Origin of the sequence: Pseudomonas sp. ef1 (assembly GCF_007293365.2) — a bacterium.
GTDB lineage: Bacteria > Pseudomonadota > Gammaproteobacteria > Pseudomonadales > Pseudomonadaceae > Aquipseudomonas > Aquipseudomonas siliginis.
In genome coordinates, this window is record NZ_CM129815.1 from 397793 (window position 1) to 419752 (window position 21960).

22 protein-coding genes and 1 pseudogene are annotated in these 21960 nt (G+C 61.4%); 9 read left to right on the top strand and 14 right to left on the bottom strand.

Features of this window, described 5'->3' with window-relative positions:
* Positions 1 to 67 precede the first annotated feature (67 nt).
* The 4 genes from metF to FEE99_RS01945 all read left to right on the top strand — a co-directional run bounded on the left by metF (position 68) and on the right by FEE99_RS01945 (position 5053).
* Entirely contained in the window at positions 68 to 913 is an 846-nt protein-coding gene (gene metF / locus FEE99_RS01930; protein WP_041476789.1) for a methylenetetrahydrofolate reductase [NAD(P)H], read from the top strand.
* A gap of 73 nt (positions 914 to 986) precedes the next feature.
* Entirely contained in the window at positions 987 to 2069 is a 1083-nt protein-coding gene (locus FEE99_RS01935) for a hypothetical protein (RefSeq protein ID WP_041476790.1), read from the top strand.
* Between the two features lie 87 nt (positions 2070 to 2156).
* Positions 2157 to 2969 carry a substrate-binding periplasmic protein gene (locus FEE99_RS01940; RefSeq protein WP_041476791.1) on the top strand — a complete coding sequence of 271 codons (813 nt, stop codon included), beginning with the start codon at positions 2157 to 2159 and terminating at the stop codon, positions 2967 to 2969.
* Positions 2970 to 3190: 221 nt separating this feature from the next.
* Entirely contained in the window at positions 3191 to 5053 is a 1863-nt protein-coding gene (locus tag FEE99_RS01945) for a DEAD/DEAH box helicase (protein WP_016772767.1), read from the top strand.
* 150 nt (positions 5054 to 5203) lie between these two features.
* Here FEE99_RS01945 and FEE99_RS01950 read toward each other — a convergent pair whose 3' ends face one another.
* Complete coding sequence (locus tag FEE99_RS01950) at positions 5204 to 5782, bottom strand: YceI family protein (RefSeq protein WP_039757580.1); 579 nt, start codon at positions 5780 to 5782, stop codon at positions 5204 to 5206.
* A gap of 31 nt (positions 5783 to 5813) precedes the next feature.
* On the bottom strand, positions 5814 to 6365 hold the full coding sequence (locus tag FEE99_RS01955; RefSeq protein ID WP_041476792.1) for a cytochrome b: 552 nt from the start codon (positions 6363 to 6365) through the stop codon (positions 5814 to 5816).
* Between the two features lie 300 nt (positions 6366 to 6665).
* Between FEE99_RS01955 and FEE99_RS01960 the strand changes: the two genes are divergently transcribed.
* Entirely contained in the window at positions 6666 to 7004 is a 339-nt protein-coding gene (locus FEE99_RS01960) for a hypothetical protein (protein WP_237143801.1), read from the top strand.
* Complete coding sequence (locus FEE99_RS01965; RefSeq protein WP_237143800.1) at positions 7001 to 7162, top strand: hypothetical protein; 162 nt, start codon at positions 7001 to 7003, stop codon at positions 7160 to 7162. Before FEE99_RS01960 ends, FEE99_RS01965 begins: the two co-directional genes overlap by 4 nt.
* A 362-nt stretch (positions 7163 to 7524) precedes the next feature.
* Here the strand turns inward: FEE99_RS01965 and FEE99_RS01970 are convergent, their stop codons facing one another.
* Complete coding sequence (locus FEE99_RS01970) at positions 7525 to 9294, bottom strand: flavin monoamine oxidase family protein (protein ID WP_041476793.1); 1770 nt, start codon at positions 9292 to 9294, stop codon at positions 7525 to 7527.
* 223 nt (positions 9295 to 9517) lie between these two features.
* On the opposite strand from FEE99_RS01970, the gene FEE99_RS01975 reads away from it, so the two are divergent.
* A complete protein-coding gene (locus tag FEE99_RS01975) occupies positions 9518 to 10924 on the top strand; it encodes an adenosylmethionine--8-amino-7-oxononanoate transaminase (RefSeq protein ID WP_041476794.1) in 1407 nt (468 codons plus the stop codon).
* A gap of 208 nt (positions 10925 to 11132) precedes the next feature.
* Positions 11133 to 11852, top strand: coding sequence for a 16S rRNA (uracil(1498)-N(3))-methyltransferase (locus FEE99_RS01980; protein ID WP_041476795.1), 720 nt, complete (start codon positions 11133 to 11135; stop codon positions 11850 to 11852).
* Between the two features lie 92 nt (positions 11853 to 11944).
* Here the strand turns inward: FEE99_RS01980 and trhA are convergent, their stop codons facing one another.
* Positions 11945 to 12562, bottom strand: coding sequence for a PAQR family membrane homeostasis protein TrhA (gene trhA, locus FEE99_RS01985; protein WP_039757573.1), 618 nt, complete (start codon positions 12560 to 12562; stop codon positions 11945 to 11947).
* A gap of 141 nt (positions 12563 to 12703) precedes the next feature.
* On the opposite strand from trhA, the gene FEE99_RS01990 reads away from it, so the two are divergent.
* Positions 12704 to 13624, top strand: a complete 921-nt coding sequence (locus FEE99_RS01990; protein ID WP_024014641.1) for a LysR family transcriptional regulator — start codon at positions 12704 to 12706, stop codon at positions 13622 to 13624.
* Between the two features lie 117 nt (positions 13625 to 13741).
* On the opposite strand, the gene madM is transcribed toward FEE99_RS01990, so the two are convergent.
* The 10 genes and pseudogenes from madM to FEE99_RS02040 all read right to left on the bottom strand — a co-directional run bounded on the left by madM (position 13742) and on the right by FEE99_RS02040 (position 21641).
* On the bottom strand, positions 13742 to 14506 hold the full coding sequence (gene madM, locus FEE99_RS01995) for a malonate transporter subunit MadM (RefSeq protein ID WP_041476796.1): 765 nt from the start codon (positions 14504 to 14506) through the stop codon (positions 13742 to 13744).
* A 5-nt stretch (positions 14507 to 14511) separates the two neighbouring features.
* On the bottom strand, positions 14512 to 14904 hold the full coding sequence (gene madL / locus FEE99_RS02000; protein ID WP_016772756.1) for a malonate transporter subunit MadL: 393 nt from the start codon (positions 14902 to 14904) through the stop codon (positions 14512 to 14514).
* A 67-nt stretch (positions 14905 to 14971) separates the two neighbouring features.
* Complete coding sequence (gene mdcH, locus FEE99_RS02005) at positions 14972 to 15892, bottom strand: malonate decarboxylase subunit epsilon (RefSeq protein ID WP_041476797.1); 921 nt, start codon at positions 15890 to 15892, stop codon at positions 14972 to 14974.
* Positions 15889 to 16509: a malonate decarboxylase holo-ACP synthase gene (locus tag FEE99_RS02010; protein ID WP_041476798.1), complete on the bottom strand. Its 621-nt coding sequence runs from the start codon at positions 16507 to 16509 to the stop codon at positions 15889 to 15891. Before FEE99_RS02010 ends, mdcH begins: the two co-directional genes overlap by 4 nt.
* Positions 16503 to 17288 carry a biotin-independent malonate decarboxylase subunit gamma gene (gene mdcE, locus FEE99_RS02015; RefSeq protein WP_041476799.1) on the bottom strand — a complete coding sequence of 262 codons (786 nt, stop codon included), beginning with the start codon at positions 17286 to 17288 and terminating at the stop codon, positions 16503 to 16505. The genes FEE99_RS02010 and mdcE overlap by 7 nt, the downstream gene beginning before the upstream one ends.
* Positions 17285 to 18136, bottom strand: a complete 852-nt coding sequence (locus tag FEE99_RS02020; RefSeq protein WP_041476800.1) for a biotin-independent malonate decarboxylase subunit beta — start codon at positions 18134 to 18136, stop codon at positions 17285 to 17287. Before FEE99_RS02020 ends, mdcE begins: the two co-directional genes overlap by 4 nt.
* The gene (locus tag FEE99_RS02025; protein WP_041476801.1) at positions 18129 to 18428 is read right to left on the bottom strand and encodes a malonate decarboxylase subunit delta; all 300 of its coding nucleotides are present in this window, start codon (positions 18426 to 18428) and stop codon (positions 18129 to 18131) included. The genes FEE99_RS02020 and FEE99_RS02025 overlap by 8 nt, the downstream gene beginning before the upstream one ends.
* Positions 18428 to 19285, bottom strand: a complete 858-nt coding sequence (locus FEE99_RS02030) for a triphosphoribosyl-dephospho-CoA synthase (protein WP_041476802.1) — start codon at positions 19283 to 19285, stop codon at positions 18428 to 18430. Before FEE99_RS02030 ends, FEE99_RS02025 begins: the two co-directional genes overlap by 1 nt.
* Positions 19285 to 20956 (bottom strand): annotated as a pseudogene (gene mdcA / locus FEE99_RS02035) (malonate decarboxylase subunit alpha). The gene FEE99_RS02030 and the pseudogene mdcA overlap by 1 nt, the downstream one beginning before the upstream one ends.
* 319 nt (positions 20957 to 21275) lie before the next feature.
* A complete protein-coding gene (locus tag FEE99_RS02040) occupies positions 21276 to 21641 on the bottom strand; it encodes a DUF6124 family protein (RefSeq protein WP_041476804.1) in 366 nt (121 codons plus the stop codon).
* Between the last annotated feature and the right edge of the window lie 319 nt (positions 21642 to 21960).

Consider the following 21960-nt stretch of genomic DNA (forward strand, 5'->3'; position numbering starts at 1 on the left):
ACAGGATCCCGGCGCTCCGCCCTCTTGCAGCTTGAAGCTTGCAGCTCGTAGCTGGAGGCCCCCTCCAATGTCCCAAGACCGTCGCTACAGCTTCGAGTTTTTCCCGACCAAAACCGATGCCGGGCAAGAAAAGCTGCTCGCCACTGCTCGTCAGTTGGCCGCCTACAATCCTGATTTCTTTTCCTGCACCTACGGCGCTGGCGGTTCGACCCGTGATCGCACGCTCAACACCGTGTTGCAGCTGGAAAGCGAAGTCAAAGTACCCGCCGCACCGCACCTGTCGTGCGTCGGTGACAGCAAGGACGACCTGCGCGGCCTGCTGAACGAATACAAGGCTGCCGGCATCAAGCGCATCGTTGCCCTGCGTGGCGACCTGCCGTCCGGCATGGGCATGACCAGCGGTGAGCTGCGTCACGCCAATGAACTGGTGGAATTCATTCGTGAAGAAACCGCCGATCATTTCCATATCGAAGTCGCGGCTTACCCGGAGATGCATCCGCAAGCACGCAACTACGAAGACGATCTCGCCAACTTCGTGCGCAAGGCAAAGGCCGGTGCCGACAGCGCGATCACCCAGTACTTCTTCAACGCCGACAGCTACTTCTACTTCGTCGACCGTTTGCAGGCGCTGGGCGTGGATCTGCCGATCGTGCCGGGGATCATGCCGATCACCAACTACAGCAAACTCGCGCGCTTCTCCGATGCCTGCGGTGCGGAAATCCCGCGCTGGATCCGCAAGCAACTGGAAGCCTACGGCGACGACACGCGAAGCATTCAAAGCTTTGGCGAACAAGTCGTCAGCGAAATGTGCGAACGCCTGCTGCAGGGCGGCGCACCGGGGCTGCACTTCTACTCGATGAACCAGGCCGAACCTAGCCTGGCCATCTGGAACAACCTCAAGCTGCCGCGCTGAAGGTTTTCCATGCGATAAAAAAGGCCCTCACCGGGCCTTTTCACTGAAAAGCACAAATGGAATATTGTCGTCGATGATCTGCGCGCAAACAAAAACACGCCCTCAACTGGTCTATCTGGTTTTCGGTGCCGAGACTTACCATCAGGAAGCTGTTTTCAGCATCGCCAGTGCTCTGGCGTGGTTGCGCGAGACACCGGATGCCCCGATCGATATCCAGGTCTTCAGCGACAATCCGCAACCCTATGCACATCTCCCCGTACGCGTTCGCCCGCTGGACGCCGAAACGCGCCAGAAATGGAGTGAGCCCCACGGTTATCACTTCCGCATCAAACATGTCGCTTTGCGCTCGATACTTGAAGAGCATGAAACGGCGCTGTTGATCGACACCGATACGTTTTTCCACTGCTCGCCGCTCAAACTGTTCGAGCGGGTGCAGCCCGGCACCCTGCTGTGCAACGACTACTACGCCCGCTATGGCGACAACAAGATGAGCCTGCTCTATCGCACGCTGTCGGCAACACTGCTGGACAAAGGCCTGACTGACGATCACATGCGCCTGCTCAACTCCGGCGTCATCGGCTTGCACCGGCAGGACGCACACGTGCTCGACCGCTCCATCGCTTTGATCGATGAGCTGTTCCCGTCGGCACAGGGCGCCTACACCCTCGAAGAGTTCTGCCTGTCAGTGGCCGCCTACCGCACGCTCGACGTCAACAAGTGCCCGGATCTGATTCACCATTACTGGAGCCGCAAGCACCTGTTCAGGGCCAAGGTTCAGGCCTGGGTCGCCAAACATGGCGACAACCCGACCGGCGAGGCTGCACTGGACGACACCCGACGTGTATCACCGCAACTGCCTCGACCACCGCGACTGCAGCGGATGTTCTACAAGCTCGTCACGCTGCTGCTGCCGGCACATCTGCGTCAGTTCATTCGCGAAATCCTTTACGGCTGCTATGAACATCCCAACGAGTTCGATCAGGCATGTGCAGCGGTCTGGTGGGACAAGGCGCTGGAAAACCAGCAGCAACGCATTGGCAAGCCGGTTTGCAGGCACTTGCTCAGGGACTGGTTCAGTCGCGGCCTGGTCAAACGGATCCTTGGTGCGCGTCACTCGAAGGTCCACCAACACCTGCTGAAAACCGCAAGCAAATAAGGCCATCGCGGCCATTGCGCCCGGGGTCTGCGCGAAACATGCATGCCAGAGCTTCTCATCAGGCGTTTCGCGTACTAACCTCAGGCCATGCCCCTTATTGCCCAACTGCTGAGCGTTATTCTTCTGACTTGCCTGAGCGTCGCCGCTCGGGGGGAGAAGTTGCGTATTGTCACCGAGCCGTGGGCGCCTTACGTCTACGAACAGGGTGGTAAAAACCTCGGTCTTGACTACGAAACCACCGCCATCGTGTTCCAGCGCCTGGGCATTGAAGTGGAATGGCAGTTCCTGCCGTGGAAGCGCTGCCTGTCGATGCTCGAGACCGGTCAAGCCGACGGTGCGCTGGACATCTTTCACAGCGCCGAACGCGACGCCACTCTGCTCTACCCCAGCGAACCGCTGTCCGACGTCGAATTCGTGATGTTCTACGCCAACGAGCGGCCGCATCCATTCAACACCCTCGAACAACTCAAAGGCCTGACCATCGGCACCTCGCCGGGTTATCTGTACAGCCCTGACTTCAGCCAGTCGGACCTGTTTACCCGTGAGCCGGCGCCAACTCATGAAGCCAATTTCGGCAAACTGGTGCGCGGACGCATCGACCTGTTGATTACCGATCGCCGCGTCGGTCAGCATTTGCTCGATGAACTGGATATTCGCGATCTGATCACGGAAAACCCGACGGTTATCAGCCGCCAGAGCCAGTTTCTAGCAGTTCGGCGCAATGCCGGCATGGATTTGCTGGTCCAGCGTTTCGGTGCCGAGCTCAAGCGTTTCAAGCGCGAACCGGCCTACGCCGAGCTCAGCGCGCGCTACGGTGCCGCGCCTGTTGATAGCGCATCACTGCGCTCGGCCACGGCCAGCGGCGAAACCGTTGAGCAGCAGGAAAGCAGCGCGCAGTGATTGCTCTGTTATACTCCGGCGTTCCCGCCAGGCTCACGCCCGGACGCCCGGAACCGTAACAGGCCTCTCGACCCGCTACAGCGCAGCTTCCAGCCCGCGCGAGCGCTCCTGACGTGCCTTCGGAACCGCCGCTGGACCGGACGGGATTGCGTCCTCTTAAACGTGATTCGCGCCAGGCAAGACTCCCATTGGGCCAAGCCCTAACTAAAACAGGATTACTCATGTCCTTTGCTTCCCTCGGTCTCTCCGAGGCTTTAGTCCGTGCCATCGAAGATGCGGGCTATACCGAGCCTACTCCGGTGCAACAGCGGGCCATTCCCGCCGTGTTGCAAGGTCGCGACCTGATGGTGGCGGCTCAGACAGGTACCGGTAAAACCGGCGGCTTCGCCCTCCCGATTCTGGAGCGGTTGTTCCCCAACGGTCACCCGGACAAATCCCAGCGTCACGGCCCGCGCCAACCTCGCGTGCTGGTCCTGACCCCGACCCGCGAACTCGCGGCCCAGGTGCACGAGAGCTTCAAGATCTACGCCCGTGACCTGAAATTCGTCAGCGCCTGCATCTTCGGCGGCGTCGGCATGAACCCGCAGGTCCAGGCCATGTCCCGTGGCGTCGACGTTCTCGTCGCCTGCCCGGGTCGCTTGCTCGACCTCGCCGGCCAGGGCAGCGTCGATCTGTCCCACGTGGAAATTCTCGTTCTCGACGAAGCCGACCGCATGCTCGACATGGGTTTTGTCCACGACGTGAAGAAAGTCCTCGCGCGTCTGCCGGCCAAGCGTCAGAACCTGCTGTTCTCGGCGACCTTCTCCAAAGACATCACCGACCTCGCCGGCAAGCTGCTGCACAACCCGGAACGCATCGAAGTGACGCCGCCGAACACCACGGTCGAGCGCATCGAACAACGCGTGTTCCGCCTGCCGGCCAGCCACAAACGTGCGCTGCTGGCGCACCTGATCACCGCCGGCGCGTGGGAACAGGTACTGGTTTTTACCCGCACCAAGCACGGCGCCAACCGTCTCGCTGAATACCTGGACAAACACGGCCTGCCGGCTGTGGCGATCCACGGTAACAAGAGCCAGAACGCGCGCACCAAAGCCCTGGCCGACTTCAAGGCCGGCGAGGTACGCATTCTGGTTGCCACCGACATCGCCGCCCGTGGCCTGGACATCGATCAGTTGCCCCATGTGGTCAACTTCGAGCTGCCGAACGTCGATGAAGACTATGTGCACCGTATCGGCCGTACCGGCCGCGCCGGCCGTTCGGGCGAGGCGATCTCGCTGGTCGCGCCGGACGAAGAAAAACTGCTGAAAAGCATCGAGCGCATGACCAAGCAGAAGATTGCCGACGGCGATCTGATGGGCTTCGACTCCAGCACCATCGAAGCCGAGAAGCCGGAAGCCCGCGAGCGTCCGGACATCCGCAACCCGCGCAATTCCCGTGGCCCGCGTGGCGACGGCCCGAATGGCGGCGGCGGTGGTGGTGGTCGCAAGGACAAAGGCAAAGACAAGGGCAAGGAAAAACCGGCCGGTGAACGTGGCGAGCGCCCTGCCCGTCAGCAGAAACCGCGCGAAGGCACCCCGAGCCGCGAACAGCGCCCGAGCCAGCCACCGCGTGCAGCGGCTGACCGTGCCCCGGACGAATTCCTCGACGACGATATCGATAACTTCGGTAACCGCGTCGACTACGTGCCGAAAGCCGCTCCTGCCGGTGGCCGTGGCCGTCGTCCGGGCGCACCGGCGCAAGGCGCGGGCGCACCCCGTGGCGGTCAGCCACAGGGTCGCCAGAACGGTCCGCGCAACAGCAACGGCTCGAGCACCGGCACTCCACCGGCCAAACGCAGCGGCCCGCGCAATGGCGCCCCGCGTGACGGTCAGGGTCGTCGCGACGAATCCGCGCCGCGCAACCGCCGCCCGGCCCGTGACGATCAGCCTCGCAGCGAACCGGCCGTGCAGAACCCGCGCAGCAACGGGCCGAAGATCATGCACAAGGAATCGAAAGCCGACCGCTTCCCGACGCCTGAGCAGCTCGATCAACTGCCAAGCCGCCCGCGTGGCGAGAAACCAGCACTGCTGACCCGCAATCGCTGAGTTTCATACCGTCATGAAAAATGCCCCGACTCGAAAGAGCCGGGGCATTTTTTTGAGCACTGCAAATCTCTTTATGTAGGGGATTGATGCTGTGGCAAAAAAAACGCCCCCGGCCTTTCGACCGGGGGCGTTTTCATGTGGCGGCGAAGTTTATTTCGCTTTCACACCTTCGAACGAAACATACAGCTCGACCGCGTCGGACTTCGGACCGAGGTCTTTCTGCTTGCCGAAATCGGAACGCTTGATGGTGGTGGTGCCTTCGAAGCCGGCACGGTAGCCGCCCCATGGATCCTTGCCTTCGCCCAGGAAGGTCGCCTTGACGACAACCGGCTTGGTTACGCCCAGCAGGGTCAGGTCGCCGGTCACGTCAGCGGTATTGGCACCGGTAGACTTGACGCTGGTGGACACGAAGGTGGCCTTGCCGAATTTGCTGGCGTTGAGGAAGTCAGCGCTGGCGATGTGCTTGTCGCGCTCGGCGTGGTTGGTGAACACGCTGGCAGTGTTGACGTTGAACTCGATCTTGCTGTCTTCAGGCTTGGCAGCGTCGAAGCTGAACTTGCCGTCGATGTCCTTGAAGGTACCGGTGATGTAGCTGTAGCCCAGGTGGCTGATCTTGAAGTCGACGAAGGCGTGCTGGCCTTCCTTGTCTACTACATAGTCAGCAGCCATTACGTTGGCGGACAGCACGGCCGAACCGATTGCCAGAGCGGCCAGAGTCTTTTTCAACATGCTTTCTTTTCCTTTGAGTCGAGGTTGAATTTCAGGCTTTGCGACCGAGCATTCGGGTGAGGGTCGCATCACGATCGATAAAGTGGTGCTTCAATGCTGCCAACGCATGGAGACCGGAAAAAATTACCAGTGCCCACGCCAGCCACAGATGAATCACCCCAGCGGTATCTGCCTGATCCGGTAGTCCGGAGAGCAGAGCAGGTACTTCAAACAGGCCAAACACCGGGATCCCGACACCGTCTGCGGTGGAAATCAGGTAACCGGCAATCATCACAGCGAACAGCGCCAGATACAGAAACCCGTGGCCGAATTTAGCGCCGATACGGGTCATGCGGCTGTAGCTTTGCAGCGTTGGCGGCGGCGGGCTGATGAAACGCCACAGCACCCGCAGCACCATCACACCAAGCAGCACCAGACCGATGCTCTTGTGCAGATCCGGCGCGTCTTTGCGCCAGGTACTGTAGTAATCCAGCCCGACCATCCACAGGCCCAGCGCAAACAGCCCGAAGACCGCCAACGCCACGCCCCAGTGCATGAAGATGCTGACCCAACCATAGCGCGAAGAAGAGTTACGTAGCTGCATTGCCCAAATCCTGTGAGAACTGCGAACCAAGACTAGCGAGTTATCTATCGAATTAAAGCGGAAAATTTTGCTTTGAAATATCGATAAATACGATCAAGAGTCTGCGAGCGAGGTGTTAAGGAAGGATTAAAGGCGATTCCTGCGTGGAGCGCTTGTACAGATGACGGGGGCTGCATTGACCATCGTCATCTATGCACACGCAGACGGCGAAACTCGACCCTGATAACTATGTACCGCTGATGCGCAATTCAAACCTGCTCGAATGATGCTTCTTTTCATTATTCAAACAGGCACGAAAACATGGCTCTGCGATATACGCCCTTTCAAGCAAGTGGTTCTTCTGTACTGCCGCCCAATCAAACGATGTCTGCGGGCCAATTCCTGCAATCCGAGAACGGTCGATTTCGTCTGATGCTGCAAAGCGACGGGAACCTCGTGCTCAAGGACGGTGAGGCGATCATCTGGATCGCCGACGCCAATCAACCTTACAGCGCAACTTTGCACCCGAAGAAGATGCGCGAGCCGCTGCAGTTTGTGATCAGCAACAGCGGCTTTCTTTATGACCCTCCAGGCGACGATTATGGATCGCGGAAAGCACGCACAGCGCCGACAAGTCGCTTTGGTACAACACATACATGACTGTGCAGGACGATGGAAACCTGGTGATTTACGACCAGCGCACGGGCAGTCTGCGCTGGGCGCGTTTCGGTTTCATTCCCGGGCGCCTGCGCAAACCCAAGCAAAAGTGGCTGAGGAAACTGCCGAACGGGACAGAATTCTTCAAGTGGGAGTTTTGACTGACCAGCCATTCATGGCCGATCAGTTATGAAGTACTGCCGGCGGTTGCAGGCATTCGGCACTGTAGGGGTCTATGTGGCACTTGTGCGCGAGTTCAGAACCATAGCCGCCGGGGAAAAATTGCCCGCTGCTACATCCGGAAAGTGCAATCAAAACCAGTATTGCGATAAGCGTTTTCATAGCATGCCTCCAATTTTTTCCAGCATAAAATTGGCGCGCTGGCAGCCGCTATCACCTGGTTCCGAGTGTTTTGTGGGAAGGCTCCGGTACGCCGGTAAGTCCCGTAACCGGATGACGAAGGACTGAAATGCGGGGCAAAAAAAACGCGACCCGAGGGTCGCGTTTTCATGTGAACAAAGCCTTACTGCGCCTTGGTCTCGGTCGTTGCAGCAGGCTTGGCCGCTGGCTTCTTCGCCGGTTCAGCCTTTTTCGCCGCCGGTTTGGCCGCCGGCTTTTTCGTTTCGGTTTTGGCCGCAGGCTTCTTCGCTGCTGGCTTGGCCGCTGCTTTCTTCGCTGGCTCGGCTTTTACCGGGGCCGCTGGCTTCGGTGCTTCCACCGGCGCAGGTGCAGGTGCCGGGGTCGGCGCAGGCGCTGGAGCAACCGGAGCAGGTGCTGGCTCTGGCGCTTTCACAGGCTCTGGCTTCTTCTCGTCATCCGAACCGCCGAACAGGTTGCTGAAGAAGTTGCCCTTCTTCGCCGCTACCGCACCCGCCGCGCCTGCAGCTGCTGCAGCCGGAACCACTTTGACCGGTTCAAACGACTTGCCTGCCGCCAGATCTTCAACCTGGCTGGCCGCGCGCTGGCCGGTGCGCAGTGCGCCTTCCAGAGTGCCCGGGTACAAGGTGTCGGTGTGTTCGCCGGCAAACGCTACGCGTTGCAGCGGACGTTCCCACAGGCGCCAGAACTTGCTGATCTGCCCCGGGCCGTAAGCCAGATAGGCGCCGCCCATCGACGGGTCGGTGCTGTAGCGACGGATTTCATAACCGGTGAACGAGCCACGGGCCTGTGGGTAAAACGCGTGCAGACGGATCAGCACCTGATCGACCATCTGCTTGTCGCCGAACGCCTGCATCACACGGGCGTTATCGCCGGACAGGTTGATCACCACGTTGGCGCCGCCCTTCAGTGCCGGTTCGATCCAGAGCATGCCCAGACCGGTATTGCTGTAGATCTCGCCGGACATGCGCGATTTGCTTTCCCACACTGGCGTCTTGAACTTCAGCATGATCTGGTCGCGCCAGCCGTAGTTGGTGCCTTTGATCGCGGCGAGGTGCTGGGCATCCAGCGCCGGGGTCAGGGCGATCTTGTTCAGCGCGCGCAGCGGTACCGCCAGCACAACGTAGTCGGCCTGATAGCCGACGCTGCCGACTTTGACGGTCACGCCGTCCTTGTCCTGGATGATGGCCGAGACCGGCGAGCTGGTCTTGATGGTCTTGATCTGTTTGACGAAGGCCTGGGCCAGGACCTGGCTGCCACCGACCAGACGCGAGGCGCGCAGGTCACGGTCAGAGACGCCACGATAAACGCGGTTCTGCTGAGCGAAATACAGCAGCGACAGACGCGAAGGTTCGTCGTAGTGGGTGCGAATGTCCTGGTTGATCAACTGACGCGCGGTGGCCGGCAGGTTCTGCTTGTCGAGCCAGCTCGATACGGTGATCTGGTCCAGTGCATGCAGGGTGGCGGTCGCCGCCGGGTTCTGCGGGTCGTCGATTGAGCGCGCCAGATCGTCGAGGGTTTTCTGGTAGCGCTTGAGCGCATCGGCGGTGGCTGGCTGTTTGGTGGCCAGATCAGCGGCGGAGAAATAATCGCCGTCGATCAGATAACCCGGCGTACGCACAAATTCCGGCGCCGGCGTGGTGCCGAGCTTGAAGGTCGAAACGTACTTGTTCAGCACCGGCTGAGTCTTGTCGTTGCCGATCCACTCGCTGGTGGCCATGCCCGAGCGCCCGCCCAGGCTCGGTTTGGCTTCCAGCAGGGTGACCTGCCAGCCTTTGTTCTGCAGTTCGTAAGCAGCGGTCAGACCCGAGAGGCCGCCGCCGATCACGATTGCGGTTTTATCCTTGGCCAGCGCCGTAACGCTGAACAGCCCCAACATCACCAGCGCACAGGCGCGCAGCCAACCGACAGACATTCAGCGAACTCCGGAAAAACATGTGGGAAAAAGCAGTTTTGCGAGTCAGACGACTCAAAGAACCGCGAAGAATACGTTAGCCATCAAAACGCCGCCAGCGACGTCTATCGGCTCAGACAAAGTAGTTCAATCGACACAATGGGTTGTTCCCGCGCGATGCATTGCATAGGCTTGCGCGATTGTTCGCCCGCGCCTGACGCGAGCCGCCTCGAGGAGACTGTAAATGGGCCTGAATAACCAGTGGATGCAACGCGATCTCGCGGTGTTGTGGCATCCCTGCACCCAGATGAAAGACCACGAACAGCTGCCGCTGATCCCGATCAAGCGCGGCGAAGGCGTCTGGCTCGAAGACTTCGAAGGCAAGCGCTACCTCGACGCAGTCAGTTCCTGGTGGGTCAACGTGTTCGGCCACGCCAACCCGCGGATCAACCAGCGCATCAAGGATCAGGTCGATCAACTCGAACACGTGATCCTTGCCGGTTTCAGCCATCAGCCGGTGATCGAGCTGTCCGAGCGCCTGGTGAAAATGACCCCGCAAGGCCTGAACCGGGTGTTCTACGCCGATAACGGCTCGTCCTGCATCGAAGTCGCGCTGAAGATGAGCTTTCACTACTGGCTCAATCGCGGCCAGCCGAACAAGAAGCGCTTCGTCACCCTGACCAACAGCTACCACGGCGAGACCATGGCGGCGATGGCGGTCGGCGATGTGCCGCTGTTCACCGAGACCTACAAAGCGCTGCTGATGGACACCATCAAAGTGCCGAGCCCGGATTGCTACGGCCGGCCCGACGGCATGAGCTGGGAAGAACACTCACGCAATATGTTCGCGGCCATGGAACAGACGCTGGCAGAGAATCATGACAGCGTCGCGGCAGTTATCGTCGAGCCGTTGATTCAGGGCGCGGGCGGCATGCGCATGTATCACCCGGTCTACCTCAAGCTGTTGCGCGAGGCCTGCGACCGTTACGGCGTGCACCTGATCCACGACGAAATCGCCGTCGGCTTCGGCCGCACCGGGACGATGTTCGCCTGCGAACAGGCCGGCATCCGCCCGGACTTCCTCTGCCTGTCCAAAGCCCTGACCGGCGGCTATCTGCCGCTGGCGGCGTGCCTGACCACCGACGAGGTCTACAGCGCCTTCTACGACGACTACCCGACCCTGCGCGCCTTCCTCCACTCGCACAGCTACACCGGCAACCCGCTGGCCTGCGCTGCGGCACTGGCGACCCTGGACATCTTCGAACAGGACAACGTCATCGAGAGCAACAAAGCCTTGGCCCAGCGCATGGCTTCGGCGACCGCGCATCTGGTCGATCACCCCAACGTCTCCGAAGTGCGCCAGACCGGCATGGTCCTGGCGATCGAGATGGTCAAGGATAAAGCCACGAAAGAGGCCTACCCTTGGCAGGAACGTCGCGGTTTGAAGGTGTTCCAGCATGCGCTGGAACGTGGCGCGTTGTTGCGCCCGCTGGGCAGCGTGGTGTATTTCCTGCCGCCGTATGTGATCACCCCGGAGCAGATCGACTTCCTGGCCGAAGTGGCCAGTGAAGGTATTGATATAGCTACGCGTGACAGCGTCAGTGTTGCGGTGCCGAAAGACTTCCATCCGGGATTCCGCGACCCGGGCTGATCTATACCAAAGGTTCGAGAAGGACCCTGTGGCGAGGGGATTTATCCCCGTTGGGTGGCGAAGCCGCCCTGAAATCTGCAATCGCGGTGAGTCAGGATTATTGCGTGTGCTGATTTCACGACTGCTGCGCAGCCGAACGGGGATAAATCCCCTCGCCACCAAAGCTCTTCACCACAGTGACTACGCGCCATTTTTTTAGAGACCCGAAATGAGACTGTCCCGCTTCTTTATCGACGCCCCGCTGAGCACTGGCGAACACGAACTGCCGGAGGCCCAGGCGCATTACATCAGCCGCGTGCTGCGCATGGCCGAGGGCGATGCGGTGCAGTTGTTCGACGGTTCCGGCCATGAATTTCGCGGGTCCTTGGTGGACGTCGGCAAGAAGCGCGTGGTCGTGCAGATCGACGAGCAGTTCGCCGGACAAATCGAATCGCCGCTGCAGATCCACCTCGGCCAGGGCCTGTCCCGAGGCGAGCGGATGGACTGGGCGATTCAGAAAGCCACTGAACTCGGCGTGACACAAATCACCCCGATCTTCAGCGAACGCTGCGAAGTGCGGCTCAAGGACGAACGCGCCGACAAGCGCTTGCTGCACTGGCGCCAAGTGGCGATCAGTGCCTGCGAACAGTGCGGGCGTTCACGGGTGCCGGTGATTCATCCACCAGTATTGCTGGCGGACTGGCTCAAGCAGACCGAAGCCGAATTGAAACTGGTGCTGCATCCGGTCGCAGAACCGCTGGTCAGCCATGCCAAACCAGCGACGCTGGCGTTTCTGATCGGACCGGAAGGTGGGTTGACGGATGGCGAAGTCGAGCAGGCCAAAGGCAACGGTTTCCACGCTGCCCGCCTCGGCCCGCGCGTGTTGCGCACCGAGACCGCGCCGGTGGTGGCGTTGGCGGTGGCCCAGCAACTGTGGGGGGACTTCTAAGGCCCCAAAAGATCGCAGCCTTCGGCAGCTCCTACAGTTGAAATGCATTCCAATGTAGGAGCTGCCGAAGGCTGCGATCTTTTGATTTTGCTTCAAAGGACGTAAAACAGAATCGCCACAAAGTGCAGCAGACTTCCGGCAATCACGAACAAATGCCAGATGCCATGGGCATGCCGCAGGCGGTGATCGAGGGCAAAGAAGATAATCCCCACCGTATACAGAACCCCGCCCGACGCCAGCCAGGCAAACCCGGCCGTGCCCAGTGCGGCAATCAGCGGTTTGACTGCGACCAGCACGATCCAGCCCATCACCGCGTAAATCACGATCGACAGAATCCGCGCTTCGGAACGCGGTTTGATCTCTTGCAGGATGCCGATCAGCGCCAGCCCCCAGACAATCCCGAACAGCGTCCAGCCCCAAGGCCCGCGTAACGTCACCAGGCAGAACGGCGTGTAGCTGCCGGCGATCAGCAGGTAGATCGAGAAATGATCGACCTTCTTCATGATCGCTTTCTTGCGCCCGCGCACGCTGTGATACACGGTCGAGGCGCTGTAGAGCACCAGCAAAGTGAAGGCGTAGATCGCCACGCTGACAATCTTCCACGGACTGCCGTCGAGGCTGGCAATCACCAGCATCCACACGCCGCCGATAAACGCGGCGATGGCCCCGACCAGATGGGTCCAGGCGTTGAGTTTTTCCCCGTGATACATGTATTGCTCACCTCACATTCGTTACCGCAGCGCGCAAGGCTCGGGCCTTGAGCGTAAAAGCGCAATGTTTCTGTTCAACCTCGCCTGCGCGGCCCGCGGGAATTGGGCACAATCGGCGCATTAAAAAAAAGAGTCCGCGCCATGCTGATCGACGAAGAATTGACCCTGAAAAAACTCGAGGTGTTCCTCGCCTTCATGCGCACCGGCAACCTCGCCCGCGCTGCCGCCGAACTGCAGACCAGCAACGTCAGCGTGCACCGCGCCATTCACTCTTTGGAAAACGCCCTGCGCTGCCCGCTGTTCAAACACGAAGGGCGCAACCTGACGCCGCTGGAAAGCGCTTATGTGCTGGAAGAACGTGCGCAGAAGCTGATCAACGACGTCGTCGACAGCGTGCGCCTGACCCGCGAAGCCGCCGGGTTCTCCGCCGAGCGTTTCAAGCTCGGCTCGCTGTATTCGCTGACGGTGAAGACCGTGCCGCAGCTGATCATGGGCCTGAAGATCCGCCGCAGCGAACTCAACATCGACCTGATCCTCGGCTCGAACATCGACCTGCTCTACAAGCTGAAAAACATGGAAGTCGACGCGATTCTGGTGTCGCTGGACGACAGCATCAACGATCCGGACTGCGAACAGATTGCGCTGTTCTCCGACGACATCTTCCTCGCCACCCCGGCCGATTCAAAATTCGCTCAGCGCAGTGAAGTCGATCTGGCGGAAGTGCGTGATGAAACCTTCATCACCCTGACCCAGGGCTTCGCCACGCATCAGGACGGTGTGCGGGTATTCAAGCAAGCGGGGTTCGAGCCGAAGGTGGCGATGCAGGTCAATGACATCTTCACCCTGCTGAGCATGGTCAGCTCAGGGGTGGGGTACGCCTTGTTGCCGGGGCGGATTGCGGCGGTGTACGAGAACCGGGTGAAGCTGATTCCGTTGCAGGAGAAGTACCGGTTGCAGCAGCACATTGGCGTGGTGTTTCTCAAGGCCAAGGAGCGCGATCCGAATTTGTTGGCGTTGCTGGCGGAGTGTCGGATGTATGCCAATCGCCAGGCCAGCTCATGATCGTTCCCACGCTCTGCGTGGGAATGCCTCAATGGACGCTCTGCGTCCGCTTTGGGACGCGGAGCGTCCCGGGCTGCATTCCCACGCAGAGCGTGGGAACGATCAATATCAGCTCGATCAGCCCATCAACCCGCGCATCGCCAGAAACAACAGCGAAGGCCCAAGCAGACACCCGAGCGCGGTGTAGAACGCCGCCGTCAGGCAACCGTACGGCACCAGCTTCGGATCGGTGGCCGCCAAGCCTCCGGCAACACCGCTGGAGGTGCCCATCAAACCGCCGAAAATTACCGCACTGCGCGGGTTGTTCAGGCCGATCATCGGTGCCACGAACGGTGTCATCACCATCACCAGAATCGCCTTGATCAGCCCCGCCGCAATCGACAGCGCCATCACCTCGGAGCTGGCACCAATCGCTGCCCCCGTTACCGGGCCGACGATGTAGGTCACGGCACCGGCGCCAATGGTGGTCAGGCTTACCGCATCGGTGTAGCCGAACGCCATCGCCACGCCGACCCCGGCGACGAACGAGGTGCCAACGCCGACAAACAGCGCCAGCACACCGACGAATCCGGCGCGTTTGAGCTCATCGACACTCACGCCAAACGCCGTCGCCACAATCGCGAAATCCCGCAGCATCGCACCGCCGAGCAGGCCGATGCCGGACAGCAGGGGAATATCCACCACGCCTTTTTGCCCACCGGTCAGTGCGCCGCCGATATACGACAGCACCAGCCCGAGCAGAATGGCGATCGCCGAACCGTGCAGACGGCCCTTGGTGAAGGTGTTGGACATCCAGTAGGACACCCACATGGTCAGGCCGACAATCAAAAAGCCGCTGATCAAACCGTAGCCGGTGATCACTTTCATCATTGATTCGTACATGGCGATTACCCCGCAGTCTTGGCTGGAGCAATCGGCGTCTCTTGCTTGTTGCCCATGCGCGTCAGCACCGGCACCAGAGCAAAGGCGATCACTACGGCGAGGGTGCCGGCGAGAATCGCCATCGGCCCGCCCTTCAGCGCACCGTAGACATTCTGCTGCGCGGCCATGGCGACCACGATGGGGATGTAGATCGCGCTCCAGAACTCCACGCCCTGCTCGGTCTTGCCCTTGAGCCAGCCACTCTTGTAGAGATAGCTGCCCAGGCCGATCAACAGCAGCATCGCAATACCGACACCGCCGACGTTGGCCGGCACGCCGATCAGCTTGCCGAGCAATTCACCGACCCAGATACCGACCAGCGTGCAAAAGGCGAGAAACGCCACACCGTAAATAATCATTGTTGTAGTCCTCAAAGTGCATCGTCGAATGTTGTTTTTGTTGTTCGAAGCTTGAGTCGCGGCGGTTTTAGAGTTGGCGGCCACCCTCCTCGCGCAACAGCGCTTGCAGGGTGTCTAGGCGGGCACTGTCGAAGGCAGTGACGGTGCCCTGCTCGAACACCCGGCGCGCCAGCCCGGTCAGCACCGCACCGGGCGGCAGTTCGATCTGTAGACGTACGCCGCGCTCGTAGGCGCTTTGCACGGTGCCGCGCCAGTCCACCACGCGGCACATGTTGAAAGCGAGGTCGTCACGCAGCGCTTCGACTTTGCTCACAGGGCGGGCGCGGCTGCCGCTGAGATAGCCGATCCGTGGCGTTTTAAGTTCGACCCTGGCGAAGGCTTCGGCAAGCGCCTGCGCCGGTTTTTCCAGCAATGGGCAATGCGACGGCACGCTCACCGCCAGCCGTTTCGCCACTCCGGCGCCGCGACTGCGCGCCAGTTCGGCCACCGCTTGCATGGCCTTGTCGCTGCCGGCAATCACCACTTGGTTATCGGCGTTGATGTTGGCCAGATACACCGGCGCATCTTCGCTGTGCACCTGGGCCAGCAGGGTTTCGACTGTGGACAACTGCAAGCCGATGATCGCGGTCATGCCGTAGCCCTGTGGATAAGCCTGCTGCATCAGCTCACCGCGCAGACTGACCAGATGCAGCGCATCGCTGAAACTCAAGGCCCCCGCCACCACCGCCGCCGGGTAGGCGCCGATGGACAGGCCGGCGACGTAATCCGCGCTCAGTTCATCCTGCAATAACTGCCGCGAAGCAGCGACACCGGCGATCAGCAGGCACAGCTGAACCGCTCGTGTCGTGCGCAATGCCTCGGCACAATCCAGCAGCAAGACATCCTCGCCGAGCACATCACTGGCCTCGACCAGCGTTTCCCTTGGCAAACGCTGGAGCATGCCCGCTTGCTGCGCGCCTTGGCCGGGAAACACCAACAGGCTGCTCACGCTGCCTGCTCCTGCGGGTTCCACGGATCCGTCACCAGACAGGCCTGATAAGCATTTTTCAGCAGCACTCGGGACGAACCGTTGGCCCATTCACGCAGCGCCACCGCGCCGAATGGCGTCTGCAATTGCATGTCGACCCGGCACACAGCCTGATCGAAAAGCTCCACGAGTTTGCATGCCTGATTGCGCGTGATCATCTGCGGCGCACGCAGAATCAGATCGAGATCACTGGCCGCATGCATCGCTGCAAAACCACTGGCCAATTCAAACCCGACACTGCCGCTGACACCCCAGACCCAACGGCAGTCATCGAGCAGCGGCCGCAGCTGTTTGAGCGCCTGCATCACCGGCAGATCTCGCTCACACTCAACATGACAAAGGGCTTCGGGACTGACCCGACAGGCAATCGAATCCAGCGCCATAAATGCCGCCAGCCGTTGTTGACGCAACACACCGCGCACGCCGACCGCGACAAAACCGTCAGCACTCACCGCCCGGCGCACCACCACCGGTTGCCCGGCCGCCAGCGCCGCGACCGCCCACTGCGGCGCATCCGCCGGCAACTGCGCCGGGGTCATGCCCCAGAGCAGATCGTGGGCCAGGGGCAGGTTCACCACTGCGCCCTCAGCAACTCGCGGACTTTGCTGGAGGCGGCACGATTGCTCGCACCAAGTCGCCCTTTCAAATCTGTGCTTGTCACATCGTTGATCGCTTGCTTGAGGCACTCAGTCACGCGCGTCAGATCTTCCGCCGTCGGTTGCTCGATCTGCTGCACCGAGAGGGTTTCCCAGAGCAGGCCGAGGCTGGCGTAGCTGTCGATGTCGTAGGCCATCGGCGGCACGCTCGAGGCCAGCGCTTCCAGTTCCTCGACACTGCGCAAGGTCACCCGCGCCGCCGAGGCTTTGCCCATCGCGTGGACCATCACGCCGGGATCGCGCAAAGCAATCAGGCGATTGGCCTGATAACCGTGGGCGAGAAACGCACCCGACATGGCCTTGCCCACCAGCAGCGCAATCACCGGATGCCCGGCCAATCGCGCACGAGCATAACTGTCCGCCGCGCCGGCCAGCGCCTGATGAATGCCGAGGGCTTCTTCGCGCCGGCCATACGCCTGGCTCGGCACATCGACGATGGCGATGATCGGGCGCTTCTGTGCGCTGTCGCGGTCGGCGCTGATCGCGTCATCCACAGCCTTGGCCAGCCCCCAGCCTTCGAGCAAACCGACTTCGCCGTTTCGGGCGCGGGGGAAACGATTGTCCGGGTCGGCGACCACGGCGATAAAACGCCCGAGCTCAGCGTCGGCCACTTTCAATGACGGCGGCAAACCTTCGATGCTTTCAGCGCCCGTGCTCAAGGCGTTGAACCAGTGCAAACCGCGCAGTGAATAACTGCTCATGAGCGCTCTCCTTGATACAGATCGCGAACCACCGAGGGATCGATTTGCTTGTCCGTGTCCAGGCTCGCCAGGCGTTGCAGAAACCACGCCGCGCGCTGACTGCGCGGCTGTGCCGGCAAGCCTTGCTGGAGCAATTCACCAACCTGCTGACGAATCTGCGCCACGTCATCGGCGACATAACGATCCACCAGACCACTGTGGAAACGCTGTTCGCCGCCGGTCAGGCTCCAGATGAAGGGCCGGTCGCGGGAGTCGTATTCCTCGATCCCGGCTTCCTGCTCGATTACCTGCGGGCCGTTCAGACCGAGGCGTGCTTCCTGAGTCACCAGCAAATAACTGCACAGCGCTGCGGCGATCGACATGCCGCCGAAGCAACCGACACTGCCGGCGACCACGCCGACCACCGGTTGGTATTGCTGCAGATCGACAATCGCCGCGTGAATATCGGCAATCGCCGCCAGCCCTAGATTGGCTTCCTGCAAGCGCACGCCACCGGTTTCCAGCAGCAATACCGCGCGGGTGGGGATGCCGTTGCGGTTGTCTTCGGCAGCCAGTTCCAGCGCACCGGCAATCTTCGCCCCGCCGACTTCGCCAAGGCTGCCGCCCTGAAACGCACCTTCAATCGCCGCGATGACCACCGGCAAACCGTCGAGGCGGCCCTTGGCGATAATCACGCCGTCGTCGGCTTGCGGCACCACACCCTGGCGCTCAAGCCACGGCGACATGACCCGTTGAAACGGATCGAGCAGTTCGCGAAAGGTCCCGGCGTCGAGCAAGGCTTGCGCCCGCTGCCGCGCGCCGAGTTCGACGAAACTGTGTTTATTCAGCAGCGCTGCGCTGTCAGTCATGGCCGATCTCCTCGAAACCCTGTTCCAGACGCAAGCGCACCACCCCCGGCGTCGCGCCGAAATCGTGGATATCGATGGCCATCGCTGGCGGCGTGGTGCCGTCGAACATCCGCGCAAACAGGTGCTGCCAGCGCAGCTGCGCGCCGTTGACCGAGGTCTGCACGTTGATCGTCAGTTTGCCGGCCAGACCCGGTTCGATCAGCACTTCCAGATCCCCCGAGCCGACACAGCCGACCAGCGCACGCCCGCGTGGCGGCTGCCCGGCGGGGAATTCAAACGATAGGTTTTCCATCAAAACGCTCCCTGAGAGATGCCGGCGCGCTCGATACGATCGAGCAGCAGCGTGGCGGCGAGCAGGTCGGCGGCGCCACCGGGCGAGGCATTCAATGCGATGAGTTGTTGATCCAGTTCGTGCAGGCGCCGGCGACCGCTGAGGCTGGCGCTGCCACCGGCATCGAGCACCGCTTGCGCGCCGGCCTGCATGGCGTGCAGGCCCGTTTCCCCGGCGCGGTAGAGCACGCAGGTGTCGGCCAGCTCGGTCATGATCGCCAGCAACGCATCGAGCCGGGCGTTCTGCTCGCCGTGGCCGTTGGCGCGGCTTTTCTGCAGTTGCGGCAGGCCGCGTTGCAGCACGGACGGGAAGCCGAGTTGCGCTTCCTCGCGAGCACCGCGTGCGCCGTAACGCTGGGCGACTTGTGCGCCGTGGCTGAGCGGCGTCGGTGCGTAGCGGTCGTCGAGCAGTGCCAGGCGGGCGGCGCACAGGGCGACGGATTTCGGTTGCAGCGCGGCGGCCGTCACCAACAGTCCCAACGCCCAGATCGCACCGCGATGGGTGTTGACGCGGTTGGTGGTCACGAGCATCGCTTGTTCGCCCTCGCGGCCGATGCGGCCGATCGCTTCGCGCAACGGCACACCGACTTCACCGATCTCCAGCGCGGCCTCGGCCATTTCCTTGAATGCTGGCCACAAGGCCAACGCCGACGCGTGCATCAGGCCCAGGTGCAGATCGGTGTGTGCGCCATTGCCGCGACGATCGACCAGCGCCGGTTTCGGCGACAGATCGGCTTCGTCGATCAACGCGTCCACCGCCAGATCGGCCAATCGATCAGCCAGGGACAGCGGTTTCGCTTGCAGGTTAAATGCGTGCATTACCAGCTCCTGAATTTGGCGGGCGGGTTGTACAGGCCGCCGGACCACTCGACCAGATCGGCGACGCTTTTCGCCGCGAGCAATTCGCGGGTGGCGTCGGTGCGGCGGATGCCAAGGTCTTCGGGCAAGGCGATCAGGCCTTCGCGGCGCATGCGTTCGGTGTCTTTCGGATTGTGCCGCAGGCCGATGGCGGTAACCCCGGCGACCGCTGCGATCATCGCCTGACGTTCTTCCAGCGAGCGCGCCTTGTACAGGTAGGCGATGCCTTCTTCGGTGAGCAGGTGGGTAACGTCGTCGCCGTAGATCATGATCGGCGCCAGCGGCATGCCGCTTTTCTTCGCCACTTCCACCGCGTCGAGGGTTTCAACGAAGGTCGGTTTGCCGCCCTCCTGGAAGGTCTCGACCATTTGCACCACGAGTTTCTTGCCGCGTTCGAGCATCGAGTTGCGGCCCGTCGGCGTGGCGCATGTCCAGCCACGCCGGGGTGCCGTGACGGCGGCCGCGCGGGTCGTGGCCCATGTTCGGCGCACCACCGAAACCGGCGAGACGGCCCCGAGTCACCGTCGAGGAATGGCCGTCGCCGTCGACTTGCAACGTCGCGCCGATAAACAGATCCACCGCGTATTGCCCGGCCAGTTGGCAGACCATACGGTTGGAGCGCAGCGAGCCGTCGCGGCCGGTGAAGAACACATCCGGCCGAGCGGCGATGTAGTTTTCCATGCCCAGTTCGGTGCCGAAGCAATGCACGCTCTCGACCCAGCCGCTTTCGATCGCCGGAATCAGCGTCGGGTGCGGGTTGAGCGTCCAGTTGCGGCAGATCTTGCCTTTCAAACCGAGGGATTCGCCGTAGGTCGGCAGGATCAATTCGATGGCGGCGGTGTTGAAACCGATGCCGTGGTTGAGCGACTGCACGTTGTGTTTTTCGTAGATCCCGCGAATCGCCATCATCGCCATCAAGACGTGCACAGGCTTGATGTGGCGTGGGTCGCGGGTGAACAGCGGTTCGATGTAGAACGGCTTGTCGGCGACCACAACGAAATCGACCCATGAAGCGGGAATGTCTACGCGGGGCAGTTCGCTGACGTCGTCGACCAATTGGTTGACCTGGACGATAACGATACCGTCGCTGAACGCCGCCGGTTCGATCAGTGCGGGGGTGTCTTCGGTACTCGGGCCGGTGTAGATGTTGCCGGCGCGGTCGGCCATGAAACCGGCCGAGAGCACAACGTTGGGGATCAGGTCCACGACGAGGCGGGCGTAGAGTTCGATGTACGTGTGAATGGCGCCGACTTCGAGCAAGCCATCTTCGAGCAATTGGCTGATGCGCAGGCTCTGGGTGCCGGCGAAGGAGAAATCGAGCTTGCGGGCAATGCCACGTTCGAACAGATCAAGGTGTTCGGAGCGGCCGACGCTGGGCATGATCATGTGCAGATCGTGGAGCTTGGCCGGGTCGGTCTTGGCCAGCGAGCGCGAAAGGAAATCCGCCTGCTTCTGGTTGTTGCCCTCTAGCACCACGCGGTCGCCGGGATGGATCAGCGCTTCGAGCGCGGCGACGATCTTGTCGCTGGGCAACACCGCGCCATCGGCGAGCCCGCGCACCTTGTCGAGCCGGCGCTGCTTCTCGTCACGCCGCCGCGTCCAGCGCGAGTCGGGGGAAATTGTTGTTGTCATGCTCACTCCACGGGTTCGCTGTCGTGGAGCCAAGTTAGGCGTGTGCGGTGAGGGCATCAATCAAGCTGGGTGGTGAATCATTACGCTGAGAGTAATGGTCACGATCGCTTTCGCGAGCAGGCTCGCTCCCACAGTTGATCGTTCCCACGCTCCGCGTGGGAATGCCGCAACGGACGCTCCGCGTTCGGCTTTGGAAGGGACGCGGAGCGTCCCGGGCTGCAGTCCCACGAGGAGCGTGGGAACGATCGAACGATCGAACGCATTCCAACTGGGGGAGCGAGCCTGCTCGCGAAGAGGTCAGTCGCCTCAGCGAATTCGCTCAGTCGGTTGGCACCATTTTGTCCAGCACCCGGTTCACCGCCATCTCCGCCACCATCACAATCTGCGCGATGCCCTGCAGGGTCTTGCGCTGCGAACCTTCCACGGAAGCGGCGTGGTTGTGCAGCATCACCGTGGCCGAACCCAGGGTTTCACAAGCGTCGGCCAGCAAGGACTCGGTGTCGGCTTCGGGGTTGGCCATGTACAGCGTATTGGGGATGTATGGCGGGGCCATGAAGTCAGCGCTGGGCGGGCCGAGGTAATGGTCGAGGGCACGCTCGGCGGCGTCGTGAAATTTCTTTGAGTCGGGGGATTGGTAGGGCGATGCCGGGTCTTTGGTCGGCGGATTGGGCGATGGTTTTTTCATCTTCAGGTTCCGGATAAAGCCGCAACCGCATCTCTGCTAAAAGAAGGGGTGGCAGCTGAACGCAGGTTAGCAGACCGGGGAACCTAAGGAAGCCGGCGCGCCGAAGCGCCCTGCGCACAGCCGCCATCAAGTGCAGGCGTGAAGCCTGACTGACGGTGCTCGTGCAACCTCAGATTTACCACGGGCTGCTAAACCCGATCACTGGGAATCAGTGACCCGATCCAAGTTACGCAGCAACCCCTGAGCGCACAAGCCGGCGGATTCTGGCGCAGGCGTAGGCAGCGGCGCAAGGATTTGTAGGCTGGCGGGGCGTAACACC

Coding starts and splice junctions, on each gene's coding strand:
- FEE99_RS01940 (WP_041476791.1), top strand. CDS start 2,157: ATGCCCCTTATTGCCCAACTGCTGAGCGTTATTCTTCTGACTTGCCTG.
- madL (WP_016772756.1), bottom strand. CDS start 14,904: ATGATTATTTACGGTGTGGCGTTTCTCGCCTTTTGCACGCTGGTCGGT.
- FEE99_RS01935 (WP_041476790.1), top strand. CDS start 987: ATGATCTGCGCGCAAACAAAAACACGCCCTCAACTGGTCTATCTGGTT.
- FEE99_RS01955 (WP_041476792.1), bottom strand. CDS start 6,365: ATGCAGCTACGTAACTCTTCTTCGCGCTATGGTTGGGTCAGCATCTTC.
- FEE99_RS01970 (WP_041476793.1), bottom strand. CDS start 9,294: ATGTCTGTCGGTTGGCTGCGCGCCTGTGCGCTGGTGATGTTGGGGCTG.
- FEE99_RS02020 (WP_041476800.1), bottom strand. CDS start 18,136: ATGACTGACAGCGCAGCGCTGCTGAATAAACACAGTTTCGTCGAACTC.
- metF (WP_041476789.1), top strand. CDS start 68: ATGTCCCAAGACCGTCGCTACAGCTTCGAGTTTTTCCCGACCAAAACC.
- FEE99_RS01980 (WP_041476795.1), top strand. CDS start 11,133: ATGAGACTGTCCCGCTTCTTTATCGACGCCCCGCTGAGCACTGGCGAA.
- madM (WP_041476796.1), bottom strand. CDS start 14,506: ATGTACGAATCAATGATGAAAGTGATCACCGGCTACGGTTTGATCAGC.
- FEE99_RS01950 (WP_039757580.1), bottom strand. CDS start 5,782: ATGTTGAAAAAGACTCTGGCCGCTCTGGCAATCGGTTCGGCCGTGCTG.
- trhA (WP_039757573.1), bottom strand. CDS start 12,562: ATGTATCACGGGGAAAAACTCAACGCCTGGACCCATCTGGTCGGGGCC.
- FEE99_RS01990 (WP_024014641.1), top strand. CDS start 12,704: ATGCTGATCGACGAAGAATTGACCCTGAAAAAACTCGAGGTGTTCCTC.
- FEE99_RS01965 (WP_237143800.1), top strand. CDS start 7,001: ATGACTGTGCAGGACGATGGAAACCTGGTGATTTACGACCAGCGCACG.
- FEE99_RS01945 (WP_016772767.1), top strand. CDS start 3,191: ATGTCCTTTGCTTCCCTCGGTCTCTCCGAGGCTTTAGTCCGTGCCATC.
- FEE99_RS02025 (WP_041476801.1), bottom strand. CDS start 18,428: ATGGAAAACCTATCGTTTGAATTCCCCGCCGGGCAGCCGCCACGCGGG.
- FEE99_RS02040 (WP_041476804.1), bottom strand. CDS start 21,641: ATGAAAAAACCATCGCCCAATCCGCCGACCAAAGACCCGGCATCGCCC.
- FEE99_RS01975 (WP_041476794.1), top strand. CDS start 9,518: ATGGGCCTGAATAACCAGTGGATGCAACGCGATCTCGCGGTGTTGTGG.
- mdcE (WP_041476799.1), bottom strand. CDS start 17,288: ATGAGCAGTTATTCACTGCGCGGTTTGCACTGGTTCAACGCCTTGAGC.
- FEE99_RS01960 (WP_237143801.1), top strand. CDS start 6,666: ATGGCTCTGCGATATACGCCCTTTCAAGCAAGTGGTTCTTCTGTACTG.
- FEE99_RS02030 (WP_041476802.1), bottom strand. CDS start 19,285: ATGCACGCATTTAACCTGCAAGCGAAACCGCTGTCCCTGGCTGATCGA.